The sequence below is a fragment of the Nocardioides xinjiangensis genome (assembly GCF_017916455.1).
Lineage (GTDB): Bacteria > Actinomycetota > Actinomycetes > Propionibacteriales > Nocardioidaceae > Nocardioides > Nocardioides xinjiangensis.
In genome coordinates this window covers 1-17,441 of record NZ_JAFMSY010000003.1, presented here as the reverse complement: position 1 = coordinate 17,441, position 17,441 = coordinate 1, and the positions used below count along the sequence as shown (strand labels likewise).

General features: G+C 73.0%; 20 protein-coding genes. 9 read left to right on the top strand and 11 right to left on the bottom strand.

The features are described from left to right. Positions 1 to 2: 2 nt before the first annotated feature. The 7 genes from J3P38_RS17845 to moeZ are packed head-to-tail and all read right to left on the bottom strand — an operon-like array spanning position 3 to position 5,614. Positions 3 to 335, bottom strand: coding sequence for an MGMT family protein (locus J3P38_RS17845; protein WP_307807912.1), 333 nt, complete (start codon positions 333 to 335; stop codon positions 3 to 5). Then, on the bottom strand, positions 332 to 838 hold the full coding sequence (locus J3P38_RS17840) for a hypothetical protein (protein WP_246856249.1): 507 nt from the start codon (positions 836 to 838) through the stop codon (positions 332 to 334). The genes J3P38_RS17845 and J3P38_RS17840 overlap by 4 nt, the downstream gene beginning before the upstream one ends. Further along, positions 838 to 2,118 (bottom strand): DUF58 domain-containing protein, encoded by a 1,281-nt coding sequence (locus J3P38_RS13550; protein WP_210504057.1) that lies wholly within the window; start codon positions 2,116 to 2,118, stop codon positions 838 to 840. Before J3P38_RS13550 ends, J3P38_RS17840 begins: the two co-directional genes overlap by 1 nt. Continuing rightward, positions 2,115 to 3,149, bottom strand: a complete 1,035-nt coding sequence (locus J3P38_RS13545) for an AAA family ATPase (protein ID WP_307807910.1) — start codon at positions 3,147 to 3,149, stop codon at positions 2,115 to 2,117. The genes J3P38_RS13550 and J3P38_RS13545 overlap by 4 nt, the downstream gene beginning before the upstream one ends. Next, positions 3,136 to 3,573, bottom strand: a complete 438-nt coding sequence (locus J3P38_RS13540; protein WP_210504056.1) for a hypothetical protein — start codon at positions 3,571 to 3,573, stop codon at positions 3,136 to 3,138. The genes J3P38_RS13545 and J3P38_RS13540 overlap by 14 nt, the downstream gene beginning before the upstream one ends. Continuing rightward, positions 3,570 to 4,361, bottom strand: coding sequence for a DUF4129 domain-containing protein (locus J3P38_RS13535; RefSeq protein ID WP_210504055.1), 792 nt, complete (start codon positions 4,359 to 4,361; stop codon positions 3,570 to 3,572). Before J3P38_RS13535 ends, J3P38_RS13540 begins: the two co-directional genes overlap by 4 nt. Positions 4,362 to 4,414: 53 nt before the next feature. Then, a complete protein-coding gene (moeZ, locus tag J3P38_RS13530; protein WP_210504054.1) occupies positions 4,415 to 5,614 on the bottom strand; it encodes an adenylyltransferase/sulfurtransferase MoeZ in 1,200 nt (399 codons plus the stop codon). A gap of 283 nt (positions 5,615 to 5,897) precedes the next feature. Here moeZ and J3P38_RS13525 point away from each other — a divergent pair, with 283 nt between their 5' ends. The 4 genes from J3P38_RS13525 (at position 5,898) to J3P38_RS13510 (ending at position 9,628) form a co-directional block, all read left to right on the top strand. Further along, positions 5,898 to 8,159 carry an immune inhibitor A domain-containing protein gene (locus J3P38_RS13525; RefSeq protein ID WP_210504053.1) on the top strand — a complete coding sequence of 754 codons (2,262 nt, stop codon included), beginning with the start codon at positions 5,898 to 5,900 and terminating at the stop codon, positions 8,157 to 8,159. A 214-nt stretch (positions 8,160 to 8,373) separates the two neighbouring features. Then, the gene (locus tag J3P38_RS13520; protein WP_210440809.1) at positions 8,374 to 8,961 is read left to right on the top strand and encodes a TetR/AcrR family transcriptional regulator; all 588 of its coding nucleotides are present in this window, start codon (positions 8,374 to 8,376) and stop codon (positions 8,959 to 8,961) included. Positions 8,962 to 9,081: 120 nt separating this feature from the next. Next, on the top strand, positions 9,082 to 9,300 hold the full coding sequence (locus J3P38_RS13515; protein WP_210440295.1) for a DUF3107 domain-containing protein: 219 nt from the start codon (positions 9,082 to 9,084) through the stop codon (positions 9,298 to 9,300). A gap of 13 nt (positions 9,301 to 9,313) precedes the next feature. Then, positions 9,314 to 9,628, top strand: coding sequence for a GlsB/YeaQ/YmgE family stress response membrane protein (locus J3P38_RS13510; RefSeq protein WP_307807909.1), 315 nt, complete (start codon positions 9,314 to 9,316; stop codon positions 9,626 to 9,628). 12 nt (positions 9,629 to 9,640) lie between these two features. Here J3P38_RS13510 and J3P38_RS13505 read toward each other — a convergent pair whose 3' ends face one another. Beyond that, positions 9,641 to 10,315 (bottom strand): ferritin-like fold-containing protein, encoded by a 675-nt coding sequence (locus tag J3P38_RS13505; protein ID WP_210504052.1) that lies wholly within the window; start codon positions 10,313 to 10,315, stop codon positions 9,641 to 9,643. A gap of 153 nt (positions 10,316 to 10,468) precedes the next feature. Between J3P38_RS13505 and J3P38_RS13500 the strand changes: the two genes are divergently transcribed. Then, on the top strand, positions 10,469 to 11,893 hold the full coding sequence (locus J3P38_RS13500; RefSeq protein ID WP_374222615.1) for a DEAD/DEAH box helicase: 1,425 nt from the start codon (positions 10,469 to 10,471) through the stop codon (positions 11,891 to 11,893). Positions 11,894 to 11,900: 7 nt separating this feature from the next. Here J3P38_RS13500 and J3P38_RS13495 read toward each other — a convergent pair whose 3' ends face one another. Next, positions 11,901 to 12,734, bottom strand: a complete 834-nt coding sequence (locus J3P38_RS13495; RefSeq protein ID WP_210440293.1) for a ParA family protein — start codon at positions 12,732 to 12,734, stop codon at positions 11,901 to 11,903. A gap of 61 nt (positions 12,735 to 12,795) precedes the next feature. Here J3P38_RS13495 and J3P38_RS13490 point away from each other — a divergent pair, with 61 nt between their 5' ends. Both J3P38_RS13490 and J3P38_RS13485 read left to right on the top strand, forming a co-directional pair. Then, entirely contained in the window at positions 12,796 to 13,548 is a 753-nt protein-coding gene (locus tag J3P38_RS13490) for an SDR family NAD(P)-dependent oxidoreductase (protein WP_246856247.1), read from the top strand. Between the two features lie 93 nt (positions 13,549 to 13,641). Further along, positions 13,642 to 14,346, top strand: coding sequence for an ANTAR domain-containing protein (locus J3P38_RS13485; RefSeq protein ID WP_210504050.1), 705 nt, complete (start codon positions 13,642 to 13,644; stop codon positions 14,344 to 14,346). Positions 14,347 to 14,397: 51 nt separating this feature from the next. Here J3P38_RS13485 and J3P38_RS13480 read toward each other — a convergent pair whose 3' ends face one another. Together J3P38_RS13480 and J3P38_RS13475 are read right to left on the bottom strand one after the other, a co-directional pair. Further along, on the bottom strand, positions 14,398 to 15,969 hold the full coding sequence (locus tag J3P38_RS13480; protein ID WP_210504049.1) for a sensor histidine kinase: 1,572 nt from the start codon (positions 15,967 to 15,969) through the stop codon (positions 14,398 to 14,400). 110 nt (positions 15,970 to 16,079) lie between these two features. Continuing rightward, positions 16,080 to 16,493, bottom strand: a complete 414-nt coding sequence (locus tag J3P38_RS13475) for an SPFH domain-containing protein (protein WP_210504048.1) — start codon at positions 16,491 to 16,493, stop codon at positions 16,080 to 16,082. Between the two features lie 192 nt (positions 16,494 to 16,685). Between J3P38_RS13475 and J3P38_RS13470 the strand changes: the two genes are divergently transcribed. Together J3P38_RS13470 and J3P38_RS13465 are read left to right on the top strand one after the other, a co-directional pair. Next, positions 16,686 to 17,018 carry a hypothetical protein gene (locus J3P38_RS13470; protein ID WP_210504047.1) on the top strand — a complete coding sequence of 111 codons (333 nt, stop codon included), beginning with the start codon at positions 16,686 to 16,688 and terminating at the stop codon, positions 17,016 to 17,018. Further along, the gene (locus tag J3P38_RS13465) at positions 17,015 to 17,314 is read left to right on the top strand and encodes a hypothetical protein (RefSeq protein ID WP_210504046.1); all 300 of its coding nucleotides are present in this window, start codon (positions 17,015 to 17,017) and stop codon (positions 17,312 to 17,314) included. Before J3P38_RS13470 ends, J3P38_RS13465 begins: the two co-directional genes overlap by 4 nt. Positions 17,315 to 17,441 lie beyond the last annotated feature (127 nt).

Sequence of the window (17,441 nt, the reverse complement as noted above, 5' to 3'; positions counted from 1 at the left end):
CGTCATTGTGCCCCGAGGCGCGGCTGCCAGAAGGCACGCGCCATGTCCACGGACCCGCCCGGACGCAGCGGCGTCCCCTCCTCGAGGTAGGCCTGGCGCGCCTCGGCGTCGTGCGAGGGCGGCAGCGACCCGTCGGCGCGCACCACTCGCCACCACGCGACCGCGGCGCCGTGCGTGGCCATCACGGTGCCGACCAGGCGCGGACCGCCGCGGCCGAGCCGCTCGCCCACCACGTCGGCGATGGCGCCGTACGTCGTCACCCGCCCGCGCGGGACCAACTCGGCGCACTGCAGCACGAGCTCGACGTAGAGCTCGCGCTCCTCGGCGGTCGTCACGCGGGCCCGGGCCGCACCAGGCGGGCGGTGAGGAGCAGCATCGCGACGGTCGTGGCCGCGGCCGCCAGCCACAGCCACGACGGCGCGGCCCCCGGGTCGAGGCCGCGGACCGCGAGCCACGTCACGGGCAGCGGCACGAGCGCCAGCAGTCCGCGGGCCGACCAGCGCCGGGCCAGGCGGCGGTCGACCGGGAGCGTCGCCGGGCCGTAGGAGACCACCGTGGCCGCCACGTGCGCGGCGACCAGCAGCGCCCCCACGACCAGCACCCGCCAGTCGACCACCCCGTGCGCGGCCCACCAGCCGGCGACGATCGCGAGCGGCACGACGCCGACGGCGTGGTCGGGCAGCCACGCCCATGCCGCGGCCGAGACCACCACCCCGGCGAGGACCGTCCCGTGCGGGACCTCCGGCAGCGCCAGCGCCAGCGCGGCGCACGGCAGCACGAGGAGCAGCGCCCGGAGGGCGACGACCGTCGCGGTGACGCCGGGCCGCAGGACGCGCATCAGGCACGCACCTTCGGCACCTGTGCACGGCGCGCCAGCTGGTGCAGCACCGTGTCGAGCGTGCCCGGCCCCCGCCACGGCACCACGGGTGTGCCGAGGGCGGCCAGGCGTCGCAGCCGGTCGTCGCGCTCGATCCTCTGCATCCGCGCCGCGAGGCTGGGGAGGGCGAGCCGGTCGGCGCCGTCGGGAGCGGTGAGCGCGTCGCCGAGCGTGTCGACCACCACGACCGACGCCCCGCTGCGCTGCAGGCCGGCCGTCGCGGTCACGAGCGGCGTGAACAGCATCGGCGACAGCACGTGCACCACGCTGCCCGCTCCCGCGCCCAGGTCGAGCCGCTCGGGAGGGGTGCTGCGCGCCTCCGTGCGCACCCGGGCGAGGGTGCCCTGGAGCCGCTGCAGGTGCCGGGGGCCGGACCCGAGCGGCACCCGTGCGCCGTTGGCGGCGACCACGAGGAGCCCGACCCGGTCGCCGGTCCGGACGTGGTGCTCGGCGAGCGCCGCCGCTGCCCGCACGGTGAGGTCGAGGGTGCTGGCGTGACCGTCGATCCCGCCCGAGACGCCGATGTCGCGCAGCCCGTCGACGACCAGCCACACCCCGGCGTCCTGCTCGGCGCGCGTCGTCACGACGTGCAGCTCGCCCGTGCGCAGCGAGACCGGCCAGGTGATCCGCTTGAGGCGGTCGCCGGGCGCGAAGGGCCGGATGCCCTCGAGCTCGGTGCCGCTGCCGAGCCGCCGCGAGCGGTGCCGTCCGACGAGGCCGTCGGGCTGCGGCACCTCCGCCCGGGTGTCGTACGGCGCGGTCTGGGGCAGCACCACGAGGCTGTTCTCCGGCAGCGGCACCGGCCCGAAGCGCCAGCCCGCCCACGCGCTGGTGAGCGCCACCCGCTCGGCACCCACCGCGCGCCGGCCCCACCGGCGCGGGCTGAAGGCCACGCCCGGCAGCCCCTCGTCGACGAGCGAGCCCACCGTGCCGTACGTCGGCGAGGTGGCGACGTGCACCGCCCGGGCGGCGACCCGGGTGACGTGCTCGACACCGGCGAGGTCGTCGACCTCCAGGCGCGACGTCGTGCCCTGCCCCTCGTGGAGGCGGTGGTGGTCGAGGCGGGCGACGAGCCGCGGCGACCGGCGCGGCCGGCCGGCGAGCCCCATCGCGGCGAGGACCACGAACGGCGCGGCCAGCACCACCAGCACCTCCTGGCCGAGCACGATCCCGCCGCTCACACCACCGAGCGCGAGCAGGCACGACCGGACCAGCGCCGGGGTGGGCCGCCACGAGGTCACCGCTGCGCGCCCCCTCCGGCGCCCGGGGACTCGAGGGTCCGCGGCGTCGCCACGCCGGACAGCACCGCGTCGACCACGCGCGTGCCCGAGGCCTGGGTCATCCAGAGGTCCGGCTTGATCGTGATCCGGTGCGCGAGCACGGCGCGGGCGACGACCTTGACGTCCTCGGGCACGACGAAGTCGCGGCCCCGGATCGCCGCCCACGCCCGCGCGGTGAGCACCAGGCCGAGGCTGCCGCGCGGCGAGGCCCCGGTCAGGACGTCGGGGTGCGCCCGGGTCGCGGCGACGAGGTCCACGCAGTAGCGCGCCACCGACTCGTCGACGACCACCTCCTCGACGGCGGCCTGGGCGGCCGTGAGGCCGGCCGCGTCGGTGACCTGCGCGATGTCGACCTCCTCGCGCCGGCGGTCCAGCCGCCGGCGGAGCACGTCGTGCTCCTCCCGTGCGGTCGGGTAGCCGAAGCCGACCCTCAGCAGGAAGCGGTCGAGCTGCGCCTCCGGCAGCGGGTACGTGCCCTCGTACTCCACCGGGTTGGCCGTGGCCAGGACGTGGAACGGGCTCGGCAGCGGGTGCGTCTGCCCCTCCACGGTGACCTGCCCCTCCTGCATCGCCTCGAGCAGCGCGGCCTGCGTCTTGGGAGGGGTCCGGTTGATCTCGTCGGCGAGCAGCAGGCCGGCGAACACGGGGCCCGGCCGGAAGTCGAACTCGGCGCGGCGCTGGTCGTAGACGTAGGAGCCGGTGAGGTCGGCCGGCAGGAGGTCGGGGGTGAACTGCGCGCGGGAGAACTCCAGGCCGAGGGCGCCGGCGAACGAGCGGGCCGCGAGCGTCTTGCCCAGGCCGGGGAAGTCCTCGAGCAGCACGTGCCCCTTCGCCAGGATGCCGGCCAGCACGAGCGCCAGCACCTCGCGCTTGCCCACGACGGCGCGCCCCACCTCGTCGAGCACGCGCTCGGCGAAGGCCGCGACCTGCTCGGGCGCGGCGGGCGCCGACAGCCGGTCGGGGGCTGGGCCGGGGCGGTCAGCTTGGGTCACGGACGTCCTCGATTCGGGTCAGGATGCGGTCGATGTCGGGCGGCGCCAGCCGGTGCGTGCCGGCCAGCTCCCGCTGCACGGCGTCGCCCAGCCCGGGGTCGCGGGCCCGCGCGAGCGCCACGAGCCGGTGGGCCAGGGCGTCGGAGGGGTGGTCGGCCTGCTGGTGGCTCGAGAGCACGCGGAGGTCGGGCGTCGCCTCGTCCACCCGGTCCGACGGAGCCGGCGGTCCCTGCTGCCACTCGGCGGCGGGCACGTCGACGGTGTCGATGACCAGGTACGCCGTCGCCAGCACGACGACCGACCAGACGACGTACGGCAGGAGCCGGGGCTCCATGTCGAGCCAGGCCGTGACGGCGTAGCCGATCCCGGCGAGGACCGCGCCGCCCGCCGCGCGACCCCGCCACAGCGCGGGGAGCCGGCTCATGCGTCCACCCCGAGGCTGTTCCTCAGGACGGCGAGGGCGGCCAGCGCCTCCGCGCGGTGCGCCTCCGTCACCGGGTGGTCGGAGAACCGGGCCTCGCGGTAGAGCTGCGCGAGCCGGCTCACCGAGCCGGTGTCGGCGTCGGCGATGTCGAGGATCCGCACGGCGTACTCCGAGGAGGTCTCGGACGGCCGTCTCGCCACGCCCGCCCGCTCGCCCTGGACCTCGAAGCGGTGCCACGCGGCGACGATCGCGTTGCGCGGGTCCCCGTCGCCCAGCACGGCGTCCTGCTCGGCGGCGTCCGCGGCCACCTGCTCGGCGACCCGGACCGGCTCGTCGAGCACGGCGAAGCCCACCGCCGAGCGCTCCTCCGTGCGCGCGCGACGCACCCGGACCTCGCGCAGCACCGTGGCGAGGAGCCACAGCACGAGCGCCGCGACGCCGGCCACGAGCGCCGCGAGGAGGAGCCAGGCGAGGACCTGCACCCACAGCGGGGGCGGCCGCTCGACGACCTCCTGCGTCCCGTCCGCGGACCCGGCGGGCACGTCGCAGGCCTCGCGCCCGGCAGGGTCCTCGGGCGCGGGGACGGCGGTGCCGTCGTCGGTGCCCACCGGGGGCGGGATGCAGCTCGCGGTGGTCGTGGCCGTGGCCGGGCGCGGCCCGGGGCCGGTGAACACCTGGTCGGGGCCGAGCAGGGTCGCCCAGGCGACGAGCACCATCAGCAGGCACGTGCCGGTCACGGCGACGACGGCCCGTGCCGCCGGTGGTGTCCGGTCGCCCCACGCACGCATGGCGCGACCCTAGGTGACGCCGGTCGCCCGTGCGAGTGGCGCGGGGACGTCGGTCAGTACGCCGGCTGGCTGGGGTCGACCTGGCTGACCCAGGCCACGACGCCGCCGCCCACGTGCACCGCGTCGGCGTACCCCGCGCCCTTGACGATCGCGAGGACCTCGGCCGAGCGGACGCCCGACTTGCAGTGCAGCACGATCGGCTTGTCGCTGGGCAGGTCAACGAGCGCGTTGCCGTTGAGGAACTCGCCCTTGGGGATCAGCTTCGCGCCCGGGATCCGGTTGATCTCGTACTCGTTGGGCTCCCGGACGTCGATGAGCTCGAAGTCCCGGGTGCCCTCCTCGCGCTCCTTGAGCATCGCCTCGAGCTGGGTGACCGAGATCGTCGAGCCGGCCGCGGCCTCCGCCGCCTCGTCGGACACCGCGCCGCAGAAGGCGTCGTAGTCGATGAGGCCGGTGACGGTGGGGTTCTCGCCGCACAGGGCGCAGCTCGGGTCCTTGCGCACCTTGAGCTTGCGCCACTCCAGCTCGAGGGCGTCGTAGATGACGAGCTTGCCGACGGCCGGGTCGCCGATGCCGGTCAGCAGCTTGATCGCCTCGTTGACCTGGATCGAGCCGATGCTCGCGCACAGCACGCCCAGCACCCCGCCCTCGGCGCAGCTGGGGACCATGCCCGGCGGCGGGGGCTCGGGGTAGAGGCAGCGGTAGCACGGAGCGTCGTCCGCCAGCGTCGGCGCGAAGACCGACGCCTGGCCGTCGAAGCGGTAGATCGAGCCCCACACGTAGGGGATCCCGAGGAAGTAGGCGGCGTCGTTGACCATGTAGCGGGTGGCGAAGTTGTCGGTGCCGTCGACGATGAGGTCGTAGCCCTCGAAGACCCGCATCACGTTGTCGTTGTCGAGCCGCTCGTTGTGCACGACGACCTCGACGTAGGGGTTGACCTCCGCGATCGACTCCTTGGCCGACTCCGCCTTGGGTCGGCCGAGGTCCGACATGCCGTGGATGATCTGGCGCTGCAGGTTCGACTCGTCGACCTCGTCGAACTCGGCGATGCCGAGCGTGCCGACGCCCGCCGCGGCGAGGTAGAGCAGCGCCGGGGAGCCGAGCCCGCCGGCGCCGATCACGAGCACCTTGGCGTTCTTCAGCCGCTTCTGCCCGGCCATGCCGACGTCCGGGATGATCAGGTGGCGGCTGTAGCGGCGCACCTCGTCGGTGCTGAGCTCGGCTGCCGGCTCGACAAGTGCAGGGAACGACACGACTTCTCCTCGACTCGGGGAACAGGCACAACCGGCGCGACGCCGGCTCTGTTCCCTGCCATGGTCGCCCCGCTCCTGGCGGCACCCCGACGAGTCCCGCCATCCGGACGTCGCGGCACCCACCGGCGCCGCAGCATCTGCGGCCCTGGGCGTGTCCCGGCCGAAGATCTCCTTGCCAAACCCCGCCGGCGTGGAGTGGAGTAGCCCGCTGTGGTGCCCAAGAGCCGGACGGTCCGGTGGCCCTGGGGGGTGCAGGCACTGCCGTATCTCGTGGAGCACCAACGTGAACAAGCTGGCAACCGGCGTCCTCGCCGGAACCGCCACGCTGGCCCTGGGCCTGACCGCCCTGTCGCCTGCCGTGGCTTCCTCCTCCAGCGACGCCCCGGCGTCCTCGGAGAAGGTCAGGTCCAAGCCCGACAACCGGACGTCGCCGCAGATCAGGAGGCAGGCGCGGCTCAAGGCCAAGGCCCGCGCGATGGTCGAGAACGGGTCGGCCCGGGCCCGCACGACGCCTGACGGCACCCAGGTGGTCGAGGTCGCCGAGGGCGAGTTCGTGGAGCTCGGGGAGACCGGCACGGACCGCATCTGGACGATCCTGTCCGAGTTCGGCACCCAGGGCTCCAAGAAGCTCGGCCTCACCCCCGGCCCGGTGCACGACGCCATCCCGCGCCCCGACCGCACCCAGGACAACTCGACGACCTGGGAGCCGTCCTACGACAAGGCCTACTACGACGACCTGTTCAACGGCCCCGGCGAGTCGATGGCCAACTTCTACTCGGCCCAGTCCAACGGCGCCTACACCGTCGACGTGACCACGGAGGACTGGGTCACCGTCCCGGGCAACGCCTCCACCTACGGCGACAACGCCGTCGAGGACGACGGCGGCTCGTGGGCGTTCATCGACGACACCGCGGACGCCTGGGCGACCTCCTCGGGCAGGTCCACCGCGGAGCTCAACGCCTACCTGTCCCAGTTCGACGTGTGGGACCGCTACGACTTCGACGAGGACGGCGTCTTCGACGAGGCCGACGGCTACATCGACCACTTCCAGGCCGTGCACGCCGGCGAGGGCGAGGAGGCCGGCGCCGACCCCGACGCGATCTGGTCGCACCGCTGGTACGCCTACCCCACCACCGCCGGGTCCGAGGGCCCGTCCGTGGACGGCAAGCCCAACCTCAACGGCGGAGCGCGCATCGGCGACACCGACTACTTCATCGGCGACTACACCGTCGAGCCGGAGAACGGCGGACTGGGCGTCTTCGCCCACGAGTACGGCCACGACCTCGGGCTGCCCGACTTCTACGACACCAACGGCGGCGACAACGGCTCGTCCTTCTGGACCACCATGTCGTCCGGGTCCTGGCTCGGCCACGGCGGCCCCGACGAGGGCATCGGCACGCACCCGGGCAGCTTCGGCCCCGCGGAGAAGCTCTTCCTCGGCTGGCTGAAGTACACCGAGGTCGACAAGGGCGCCGGCACGCGGAGCATCACCCTGAGCCCGTCCGAGAAGCAGGTCGAGGGCGCCTACCAGGCCGTCAAGGTGAACCTGCCGGCGGCGACGACCACGCAGGCCCAGGTCGACATTCCCGGCGGTGAGCGGGCCTGGTGGTCAGGTCGCGGCGACGAGCTGCGCAACACGCTGACCCGCGACGTCCCGGCGGCCGACACGGTCACCGTCACCGCCGACGCCTGGTACGACATCGAGCAGGGCTACGACTTCCTCTACGCCCAGTACTCCGTCGACGGCGGCGACACCTGGACCACGGCCGGGCGCGCGCTCACCGGCGCCAAGACCCGCTGGGGCGGCCTCCGCTTCAGCTACAAGGCGGCCGGCCAGGTCACCAAGTTCCGCTTCCGCTACGCCACGGACGGCGGCGTGAACGGAGCCGGCGCGTTCCTCGACAACATCACGATCAAGGCGGACCGGACCACGTTCACCGACGACGCCGAGACCGAGGCACCCGGCTGGACGGTCAAGGGCTGGAAGCGCTCGACGGGCACGGAGACGGTGTCGGACAACCGCTACTACCTCATCGAGAACCGGCAGTACGTCGGCTACGACGCGACCCTGGCCGAGGGCCCGTACAACTTCTCCGAGGCGGTCACCCGACCCAACTGGGTGGAGTTCTTCACGTTCCAGGACGGCATGCTGGTGTGGCTGGTGGACCCGACCACGGCCGACAACAACACCTCGGTGCACCCGGGCTCCGGCTACGCCCTCCCGGTCGACGCCACGCCGAACTCGTTCACCTACAGCGACGGCACCAGCCCGACCAACCGGCGTGAGCCGTTCGACGCCACCTTCGGCCTCGACGTGATCGACCGGACCTGCCTCCACAAGCAGATCGCCGTCGACAGCACGCTCGAGACGTGCTCGGGCGGCGTGCCGCAGCAGGCCACCTTCGACGACACGCTGGTCTCGGCCTACTACGACGCCGCGAACAACCCGCAGAACTCGGTGCGGGTCGCCGGCGAGGGCGTGAAGGCCACCGTGAGGAGCGTGGACGCCACCACGCGCGCCATGCTCGTGGACGTGACCTACTGAGCCGCCGACCGACCGACGGCTGACCGGCGGGGAGGGGCTCCGGGCACCGGGGTCCCTCCTCGCACGTCGGGCTGCCGATAGGCTCGCCACCAGCACCCGGCAGCACCGGCCCGCCTCCCCCGCAGCAGCACCACGGCCCCAGGAGCACCACGTGACCGCAGGCACCACCGAACCCTCCTCCGACGGGGCGTTCGCGCGACCCCGCGGCGGCCGGATGCCGCGGCGCGAGCGCCGCGCGCAGCTGCTCGAGTCGGCTCTCGAGGTCTTCGTGGCCCAGGGCTACCACGCCGCCGCGATGGACGACATCGCCGACCGCGCCGGGGTCTCCAAGCCGGTGCTCTACCAGCACTTCCCCGGCAAGCTCGACCTCTACCTCGCGCTGCTCGACTCCTCCTGCGACATGATCATCGACAACTGCCGCGAGGCCCTCGCCTCCACCACCGACAACAAGGACCGCGTCGCGGCGACGATGAAGGTGTTCTACAGCTACGTCGCCTCCGAGGAGGGCGCGTTCCGGCTGGTCTTCGAGTCCGACCTGACCAGCGAGCCCGACGTGCGCGAGCGCGTCGACCGAGTCACGACCGAGTGCGCGTCGATGATCGCCGACGTCATCCGCACCGACACCGGCCTGCCCGACGAGGCCTCCGAGCTGCTCGCCGTGTCGCTCGTGGGAATGGCGCAGGTGTCCGCGCGGTTCTGGCTCGCGGGCGGTGGCGGGATCTCGCAGGACGACGCGGCGGCCCTCATCGCCGGTCTGGCCTGGCGCGGCATCCGCGGCTACCCGATGACCGACGACCACTGACCCGACCCAGGCACGACCCCTGGCACGACCACCGACCCGTCATCATCGAGACGGACCGGACCGACCGGTACGCCACGACGGACCGGCGAACGACAACCCCGACAGCTGAGGAGCATCACCGTGGAGGTCAAGATCGGCGTGCAGCACGCCCAGCGCGAGCTGGTGCTCGACACCGACAGCACGCCCGAGGACATCGAGAAGCGGCTGGGTGAGGCCCTCGCCACCGACGGCGTGCTGCACCTGCGCGACACCAAGGGCAGGGCGGTCGTCGTGCCGGCCGCGAAGATCGCGTACGTCGAGCTGGGGTCCCCGACCGCCAGCACCGTGGGCTTCCGCTGAGCGAGGGCCGTCCGTGGGTCTGATCTGGACCGCGATCGTCACGATCCTTCTCGGTCTGGTCATCGGCTTCCTCGGCAAGGCGGTCGCACCCGGGTCGCGCGACAACATCCCCCTGTGGCTCACGGTCGTGTGCGGGATCCTCGGCGCCGTCGTGGGCAACTACCTCTACTGGGCGCTCTTCGGCGCGGCCGACGGCTACCGCGGCGGCGACATGCACGACACCAACCGCGGGCTGGACTGGTGGCGGCACGCCTGGCAGGTGGGGGCGGCCGCCGGCCTGGTCGTGGTGGCCGCGACCGTCACCGGGCGCCGCGACCGCGCGGCCTGAGCCCCGGCGGGCTCAGGCGTCGAGACCGAGCTCGGCCATCCGCGCCGCGTGCAGCTCGGTGAGCCGGGCGAACATCCGCCCCAGCGCCGCCAGGTCGAGCCCGGGGCGATCCACTCCCCCGGCCAGCAGCGCCGTGAGGGAGTCGCGGTCGCCGGCCACGCGCTGCGCCTGCGTGAGCGCCTCGCCCATCAGGCGGCGCCCCCACAGCGCCAGGCGACCGCCGAGCCGGTGGTCCTCGGCGATGCCGGCGCGCACGCGCTCGACGATGAACGCGGTCTGCCCGGAGTCCTCCAGCGAGCTGATGATGACCTCGCGGGTCTCGGGGTCGAGGTAGGCGGCGATCTCGCGGTAGAAGTCCGCGGCCAGCCCGTCACCGACGTACGCCTTGACGAGTCCCTCGTAGAAGTCCGAGGGGGCGGTGTGGGCGTGGAAGCCGTCGAAGCTCGACCGGAAGCCCTGCATCGCCTCGGCCGGGTCGGCGCCGAGCTGCTCGAGCCGCTCGACGAGCTTCTGCAGGTGCCCGAACTCCGCGGTGGCCATCGCGCCGATCGCGATCTTGTCGTCGATGCCGGGCGCCAGCTTGGCGTCCTCGACGAGCCGCTCGAAGGCGGAGAGCTCGCCGTAGGCGATCGCGCCGAGGAGGTCGACTGCTGCGCGGCGGTAGTCCTCGTCGGGCGATTCCGTCATGGTCGCAGCCTAGCGATAGCATGACCGGGACCGAGCCGCCGTCCTTCCGCCGGTGGCCGCCTGTATGTGCGCGGTCGTCATCCCCTCCCGGGAGCTTTCGAGTGGGTCGACCGCATACGCGTGGGACACCCGACTCTTCCGAAAGCGACCTTCGTGACCACCTTCCGTGACATGGGCGTGCTGCCCGAGATCTGCGACGCGCTCGAGCGCGCCGGCATCACCACCCCCTTCGCCATCCAGGAGATGACCCTCTCGGTCGCGCTCCTCGGCACCGACCTGATCGGCCAGGCCCGCACCGGCACCGGCAAGACGCTGGCCTTCGGCATCCCCGTCCTGCAGCGCTCGGTCGCCCCCAGCGACCCGGCGTACGCCGACCTGCCGCAGGGCAAGCCGCAGGCCCTGATCGTCGCGCCGACGCGCGAGCTGGCGCTGCAGGTCTCCAACGACCTGCACCTCGCGAGCAAGGACCTGGGCCTCCGGGTCCTCACCGTCTACGGCGGTGTCGGCTACGAGCCGCAGCTCGAGGCGCTCGAGAGCGGCGTCGACATCGTCGTCGGCACCCCCGGCCGGCTCATCGACCTGGCCAACCGCCGGGCCCTCGACCTGTCCCACGTCCACGCGCTCGTCCTCGACGAGGCCGACGAGATGCTCGACCTGGGCTTCCTCCCCGACGTCATCACGCTGCTGTCGAAGACGCCCGAGACCCGCCAGACGATGCTGTTCTCGGCCACCATGCCGGCGGCCATCGTGGCGCTCGCCCGCACCCACATGCGCCACCCGATGAACATCCGCGCGGAGTCCTCCTACGAGAACGCCACCGTCCCGGCCACCGCGCAGTTCATCTACCAGGCCCACGACCTCGACAAGCCGGAGATCATCGGGCGCGTCCTCCAGGCCGAGGACGCCGACAAGATGATCGTCTTCACCCGCACCAAGCGCCAGGCGCAGCGGGTCGCCGAGGACCTCCAGGAGCGTGGCTTCAAGGCGTCCCCGCTCCACGGCGACATGGCGCAGGTGGCGCGCGAGAAGGCGCTGGCGAGGTTCCGCGAGGACAAGATCCAGGTCCTGGTGTGCACCGACGTCGCGGCCCGCGGCATCGACGTGCGCGGCGTCTCGCACGTCATCAACTACACCTGCCCCGAGGACGACAAGACCTACGTCCACCGCATCGGCCGCACCGGCCGGGCGGGTGCCTCCGGCACGGCGATCACCTTCGTCGACTGGGCCGACCTGCACCGCTGGAAGCTCATCAACAAGGCGCTCGACCTGCCGTTCGACGAGCCGCAGGAGACCTACTCGACCTCCGAGCACCTCTTCCACGACCAGGGCATCCCGGCCGGCACCAAGGGCCGCGTCGTCGACCCCGCCCCGGCCCCGAAGCGGGAGGCCAAGGACCGCGCTCCGCGCGAGCGCCGCTCGGGTTCCGGTCGCTCGGACTCGGGTCGCTCGGACTCGGGTCGCTCGGACTCGGGTCGCTCCGACTCCGGCTCCGCGGAGTCTGGTGACGCGCCGCGTCGTCGCAACCGCAGCCGTCGCCGTACCCGCGGCGGCCAGTCGGTCGAGGCCCCGAAGGCCTGACCTCCGGTCACCGCCTGGAGCGGGCGGGCCTCGCCTTCGGGCGCGAGGCCCGCTCGACCAGGGCGCGCGCCACCTCGCGATAGGCAGCGGCGCCCTTGCTGGTGCGGCTCGTCGCGAGGATCGACCGCCCGGCCGCCGGCGCCTCGGCGAACTTGATCGTCTTGGGGATCGGCGGCTCGACGACCTCGAGGTCGTAGGTGTCGCTGATCGTCTCCAGCACGGTGCGGGCATGGGTGGTGCGGCCGTCGTAGAGCGTCGGGAGCACGCCCCACACCTCCAGGCCGCGGTTGGTGAAGCGGCGCACGTCGTGGACGGTGTCGAGCAGCTGGCCGACGCCGCGGTGCGACAGCGTTTCGCACTGCAGCGGCACGAGCACCCCGTCGGCCGCCGTGAGCGCCGCGACCGTCAGGACGCCGAGCGAGGGCGGGCAGTCGAGCAGCACCCAGTCGTACGCCTCGTCCCCCCGGTCCTCGGCGAGCTGCTCGAGCACGCCCGCGACGACGTGCTCCCGACCGGTGCGGGTGAGCAGGTCGGCCTCGGCGCGGGCGAGCTCGATGGTGGCCGGCAGCAGGTCCACCCCGTCCTCGGTCGCGATGACGACCTCGGCGGGGTCGACACCCCGGGTCAGGACGTGGTGCACGGAGGTCTCCACGTCCTCGGGGTCGACGCCGAGGGAGAAGGTCAGGCACGCCTGCGGGTCGAGGTCCACCAGGAGCACGCGGTGTCCGAGCTCGGCGAGCGCAGCACCGATGGACGCCACGGACGTCGTCTTGGCGACGCCGCCCTTCTGGTTCGCGACGGCCAGCGTCACCGGGGCCGCTGCGGTGCTGTGGGTGCTCATCGTCGGCCATTGTGCCGGACGGGGTCGCGGTCCATCCGGACCTCCTGAAATGCTCGGGCCCATGACGACCTCCCTCATCACCGGCGCGACCGCCGGCATCGGCCACGAGTACGCCGTCCAGCTCGCCGCCCGCGGCGACGACCTCGTCCTCGTCGCACGCGACTCCGCACGGCTCGAGGAGGTCGCCGAGGAGCTGCGCCGCGCCCACCGGGTCGACGTCGAGGTGTTGGTGGCCGACCTCACCGACCGCTCCCAGCTGGCTCGGGTGGAGGCTCGGCTCGCGGACCGCGACCGCCCGGTCGATCTGCTCGTCAACAACGCCGGCTTCGGGCTCAGGAAGCGCTTCCTCGACAACACCGCGGACGAGGAGACGGCGATGCTCGAGGTGCTGGTCACCGCCGTGCTCCGGCTCAGCCACGCCGCCCTCGGCGCGATGGCCGAGCGCGGCCACGGGGGCATCATCAACGTCTCGAGCGTCGCCGCCTTCCTCCCCCGCGGCACGTACTCCGCCGCCAAGGCGTGGGTCAACAGCTTCAGCGAGTGGGCGCACCTGGAGTACGCGTCGCGCGGCGTCACCGTCATGGCGCTGTGCCCGGGCTTCACGAAGACCGAGTTCCACGAGCGGATGCAGGTCCGGCGCGGCGACGGCTTCATGTGGCTCGACGCCGACTTCCTGGTCCGCACCTCGCTCGAGGACTTCGCGAAGCGGCGGGCCTACTCCGTGCCGGGGGCCCAGTACAAGGCGATCCGGCTGCTCACCAGGGCCATCCCCAACCGCGCCCTGCGGCTGACGCAGTCGGTGGGGCGGCGGTGAGCCCGCGGCTGGTCGCCGTCCGCCGGTGGCGGCCCGTCTGGCGGGCCGGTGTGCGGAAAACCTAGGATCGCGGCTCGACGACGGGGAGGTCGGATGAGCAAGCCCGCGGTGGACTACGGCGCGGTGTTCGACGCGACGCCGACGCCGTACCTGGTCCTGACGCCCGACCTCGTGATCGTCGGGATGAACCGGGCGCGCGAGGCGGTGACGGGCACGCGGCGCGAGGACATCGTCGGCCGGCCGGTCTTCGAGGTGTTCCCGGACAACCCGGGCGACCCGGCCGCGACGGGGGTGCGCAACCTCCGGGCCTCGCTCGAGCGCGTCCTGGCGACGAAGGCGCCCGATCCCATGCCCGTGCAGAAGTACGACCTGCTCGACCCCACGACCGGCGACTTCGTCGAGCGGTGGTGGAGCCCGGTGAACGTGCCGGTCCTCGACGAGGACGGCGAGGTCGCGCTGCTGCTCCACCGCGTCACCGACGTGACGGAGTGGATGCAGGTCCGGTCAGGGCGCCAGCTCGAGGTCGTGCCGTCGCTCGACGAGGCGGACAGCGACCTCTACGCCCGGTCCCAGGACCTGCACGCCGCGTGGATGCAGGCCAGCTCGGACCTCGAGAACTTCCGTACGGCGATGCAGTCCCAACGCGTGATCGGCCAGGCGGTCGGGTTGCTCATGGCCCGGCGCGGCCTCGACGCGCAGCAGGCGTTCGCCGTGCTGGCCACGCAGTCGCAGCACACCAACGTCAAGCTCCGCGAGGTCGCGGCCGAGCACGTCGCCCGTCACGGCCGGCCGGACTGACGCAGGCCGGCCGCCGGCGCTCAGCACCTCGGCGAGGAGCCGGCGACGGGCTCATGCGTCCCCGTCGACGGGGAGCCGGACGGACACGACGGTCCCGCCCGCCGTCCCGCCCTCGATCCAGATCCTGCCTCCGTGCCGTTCGACGATCCGTCGGCAGGTCGCCAGTCCTATCCCGTTGCCGGGGTACGCCGTCGCCTCGCGGTGGAACGCCTCGAAGACCCGCTCCCTCGACTCGGGCGCGACGCCGATCCCGTTGTCGGCGAAGCGCAGCGTCCACGCGTGCGTCGCGGGGTCCTTCTCGGCGCTGACGTGCACGTGGGGCACCACTCCCGGCGCCACGTACTTGAGGCCGTTGCCGATGACGTTGGACACCACCTGGCGGAAGAGGATGGCCTCCACGTGCAGCGACGGCAGGTCGTCGCGGGTGACGCGGACAGGGCGGTCGGACAGCACGGCCAGCTCGTTCGCGACGTCGTCCACCAGGGCGTCGAGGTCCACCTCCTCGCGGCGCAGCGCGGCGCCCTCGGCGCGCGAGTACGCCAGCAGGCCCTCGATCAGCGAGTTCATCCGCCGTGCGGCGCGGGCGATCGCCGCGGCGGCACGAAGCGCCGTGGCACGCTCCCCCTCCGACTCCGCCAGCAGGTCGGCGTGCATCGCGATCGCCGTCAGCGGGTTCTGCAGGTCGTGGGCGACAGCCGCGCTGAAGCCGTCGAGCTCGGCGTTCGCCGCGGCCAGCTCCTCGTTGGCCCGGCGCAGCTCACGGTTGAGCCGGACGAGCTCCTGGGCGGCCGAGCGTCGCTGCGTGACGTCCACGAGCTGGTGGATGCTGTGGATCGGCGAGCCGTCGACCTCGCGCACGACGGTCGCGCTGAACGCCACCCAGACGTGTCGGCCGTCGCGACCGATGAAGCGCTTCTCGTACTGCAGCTTGTCGACTGCACCGCTGAGGAGCCGAGGAACCAGCCGGGCGTCGCGGCGCGCGTCGTCCGGGTGCGTGATCTCGCTGCACGACATGGAGCACAGCTCCTCCTGCGAGTAGCCGAGCATCTTCACAGCCGCCGGGTTCGCCGAGATCACGCGTCCGAAGTCGGCGTCCCCGACCTCGGTCAGGAGCATGCCGACCGGCGCGTTCTCGAACGCCATCCGGAAGCGGTTCTCGCTGAGCTCGAGCGCCGTCCGAGCCGACTCCCGGTCGGTCACGTCACGGATGAAGGCGTGGAACCGGCGACCACCGTCCCACTCCAGCTCGCCGACGCTCAGCTCGACGAGGATGTGGCGGCCGTCGCGGCACACCGCCTCGACCTGCACCGGGTCGGCTCCCAGCCGCGGACGGCCACCGGCCGCGCGGCGCCGGAGCCCCTCGTCGTGGGCCGCCTTGTACGGCTCCGGCACCACCAGGTCGGTGAGGAGCTGCCCGACCGCCTCCTCCACCGACCATCCGAAGAGCCGCTCCGCCGCGCGGTTCCACCACTCGACCCGGTCCTCGTGGTCGAGGACGACGAAGGCGTCCGGCGAGGTGTGCATGGCCGCGAACAACAGCTGGTCGCGTGAGGCGGCAGCATGGTGTCCGTCGGTCGCGTCCGCGCGGGACACAGACGTCTCGCGCCCGGCCCCACCCTCCATGTCGGTCAGTATGGACCCTGCCGGCCCCTTCGCGGCGGGTCGTGCACGAGCGGGGTCCGGGAGGCGGTGCCCCGCCGGGGCGGCGAGGACGCGGCCGGCGAGGACGTCGCTCAGGAGCGGGCGATGCGGAACTCGTGCCGGAAGCCCACGAGGCCGGGCTCTCGGGAACGGACCTCGACGCTCAGCACGCGTGCCTCGAGCCCGACAGCGACCGGGGCGAGCGCGAGCCCCTGCTCGAGCGCCTCGGCGACGCGCGAACGCCCGACCAGGAGCTCGTCGGACGGCACACCGGCAGCCATCAGGCGCAGCACCACGACGCAGACCGCGTGGATGGCGGCTTCCTCCGCCGAGTCGTATCCGAGCACGAGGTCCCGGTCCTCGGCCGGCCGGCGCACGCTCAGACGCACGGTGGCGTCGACGAGCACGACCCGGCTGTCCTGCGTGACCAGGGGGCAGCCGGTGAGCACGTAGTCACGGTCGCGGAGGTCTTCGGGCTCGGATGAGCGACGTGCGAACAGCCCCATGCGCGCATCGTTTCCCACGCAGGGTCGGTCGAGGTGCCGGTTCCAAGCGCTGGACCGAGGCCAGCAGCACCTCGCGCACCGCCTGGGCCCGAGCGACGCCCTGCGGTCCCGGCCGCTCGCCCGGGCAAGCCGAGCTGTTGAGCAGGTACCGAAGGCTGTGGTGCCATCGCCAGGGCCGGGCAGTGTTCCTGCATGAGCAGGAACTTCTGGATCGACGACGACTGGTGGCGCGACTGGTTGTTCTGGGTCGGCGCGGTTGCCGCCGGCACCGCTGCAGCGCTGTCACTCGCCATCACGGACAGGAGCATGTGGACGGTCGCTCTCGGAGCCCTGACGTCCTCTGCACTCACGGTCGCCGTGCTGGGGTTCGTCCGGACGGCCTACCGCTCCTATCGCGAGGACCAGGCAACCCCTCCTTCCTCACGACGCGGGCACGTCACGGCTCCCGATATCAGGGAGATGCGCACACCCGGCAGGTCCGCGCGCATCCCGGCGGACGGGTGCGTCGCTAGGGTCGCGTGGTGACCGATCGTCCTGACGTCGTCTGCATCTGCGGGTCGGCGAAGTTCTCGACCGAGATGCGCGCGGTGAACCGGGAGCCGACCCTCGCCGGGGTCATCGTCGTCGCTCCCAGCGAAGCGGACGAGCCACCCACACCGGAGCAGAAGCTCGTCCTGGACGACCTGCACCTGCGCAAGATCGACCTGGCGGATCGGGTCCTGGTCGTGAACCCGGGCGGATATGTCGGAGAGTCGACGCGAAGGGAGATCGCGTACGCCCGAGCGGCCGGCAAGCCGGTCACCTTCACCCACCCCCGCTGAGCGACAGGACCGCGCTCGTCGGCAGGTCCGGGCGTGCTGGTGGCCCGATCACCGGGTGGGTGTCGGGCTCAGCGGGGCGGTTGGGGTCGTCGGTGGGGTGGGTCGGTGGTGACGGTGCGTCCGGACG

Bases quoted from the DNA above. Each gene is read 5' to 3' on its own strand.
- J3P38_RS17840 (WP_246856249.1), bottom strand. From the start codon at position 838: ATGCGCGTCCTGCGGCCCGGCGTCACCGCGACGGTCGTCGCCCTCCGG.
- J3P38_RS13540 (WP_210504056.1), bottom strand. From the start codon at position 3,573: ATGAGCCGGCTCCCCGCGCTGTGGCGGGGTCGCGCGGCGGGCGGCGCG.
- J3P38_RS13535 (WP_210504055.1), bottom strand. From the start codon at position 4,361: ATGCGTGCGTGGGGCGACCGGACACCACCGGCGGCACGGGCCGTCGTC.
- J3P38_RS13520 (WP_210440809.1), top strand. From the start codon at position 8,374: ATGCCGCGGCGCGAGCGCCGCGCGCAGCTGCTCGAGTCGGCTCTCGAG.
- J3P38_RS13505 (WP_210504052.1), bottom strand. From the start codon at position 10,315: ATGACGGAATCGCCCGACGAGGACTACCGCCGCGCAGCAGTCGACCTC.
- J3P38_RS13495 (WP_210440293.1), bottom strand. From the start codon at position 12,734: ATGAGCACCCACAGCACCGCAGCGGCCCCGGTGACGCTGGCCGTCGCG.
- J3P38_RS13490 (WP_246856247.1), top strand. From the start codon at position 12,796: ATGACGACCTCCCTCATCACCGGCGCGACCGCCGGCATCGGCCACGAG.
- J3P38_RS13485 (WP_210504050.1), top strand. From the start codon at position 13,642: ATGAGCAAGCCCGCGGTGGACTACGGCGCGGTGTTCGACGCGACGCCG.
- J3P38_RS13480 (WP_210504049.1), bottom strand. From the start codon at position 15,969: ATGGAGGGTGGGGCCGGGCGCGAGACGTCTGTGTCCCGCGCGGACGCG.
- J3P38_RS13475 (WP_210504048.1), bottom strand. From the start codon at position 16,493: ATGGGGCTGTTCGCACGTCGCTCATCCGAGCCCGAAGACCTCCGCGAC.
- J3P38_RS13470 (WP_210504047.1), top strand. From the start codon at position 16,686: ATGAGCAGGAACTTCTGGATCGACGACGACTGGTGGCGCGACTGGTTG.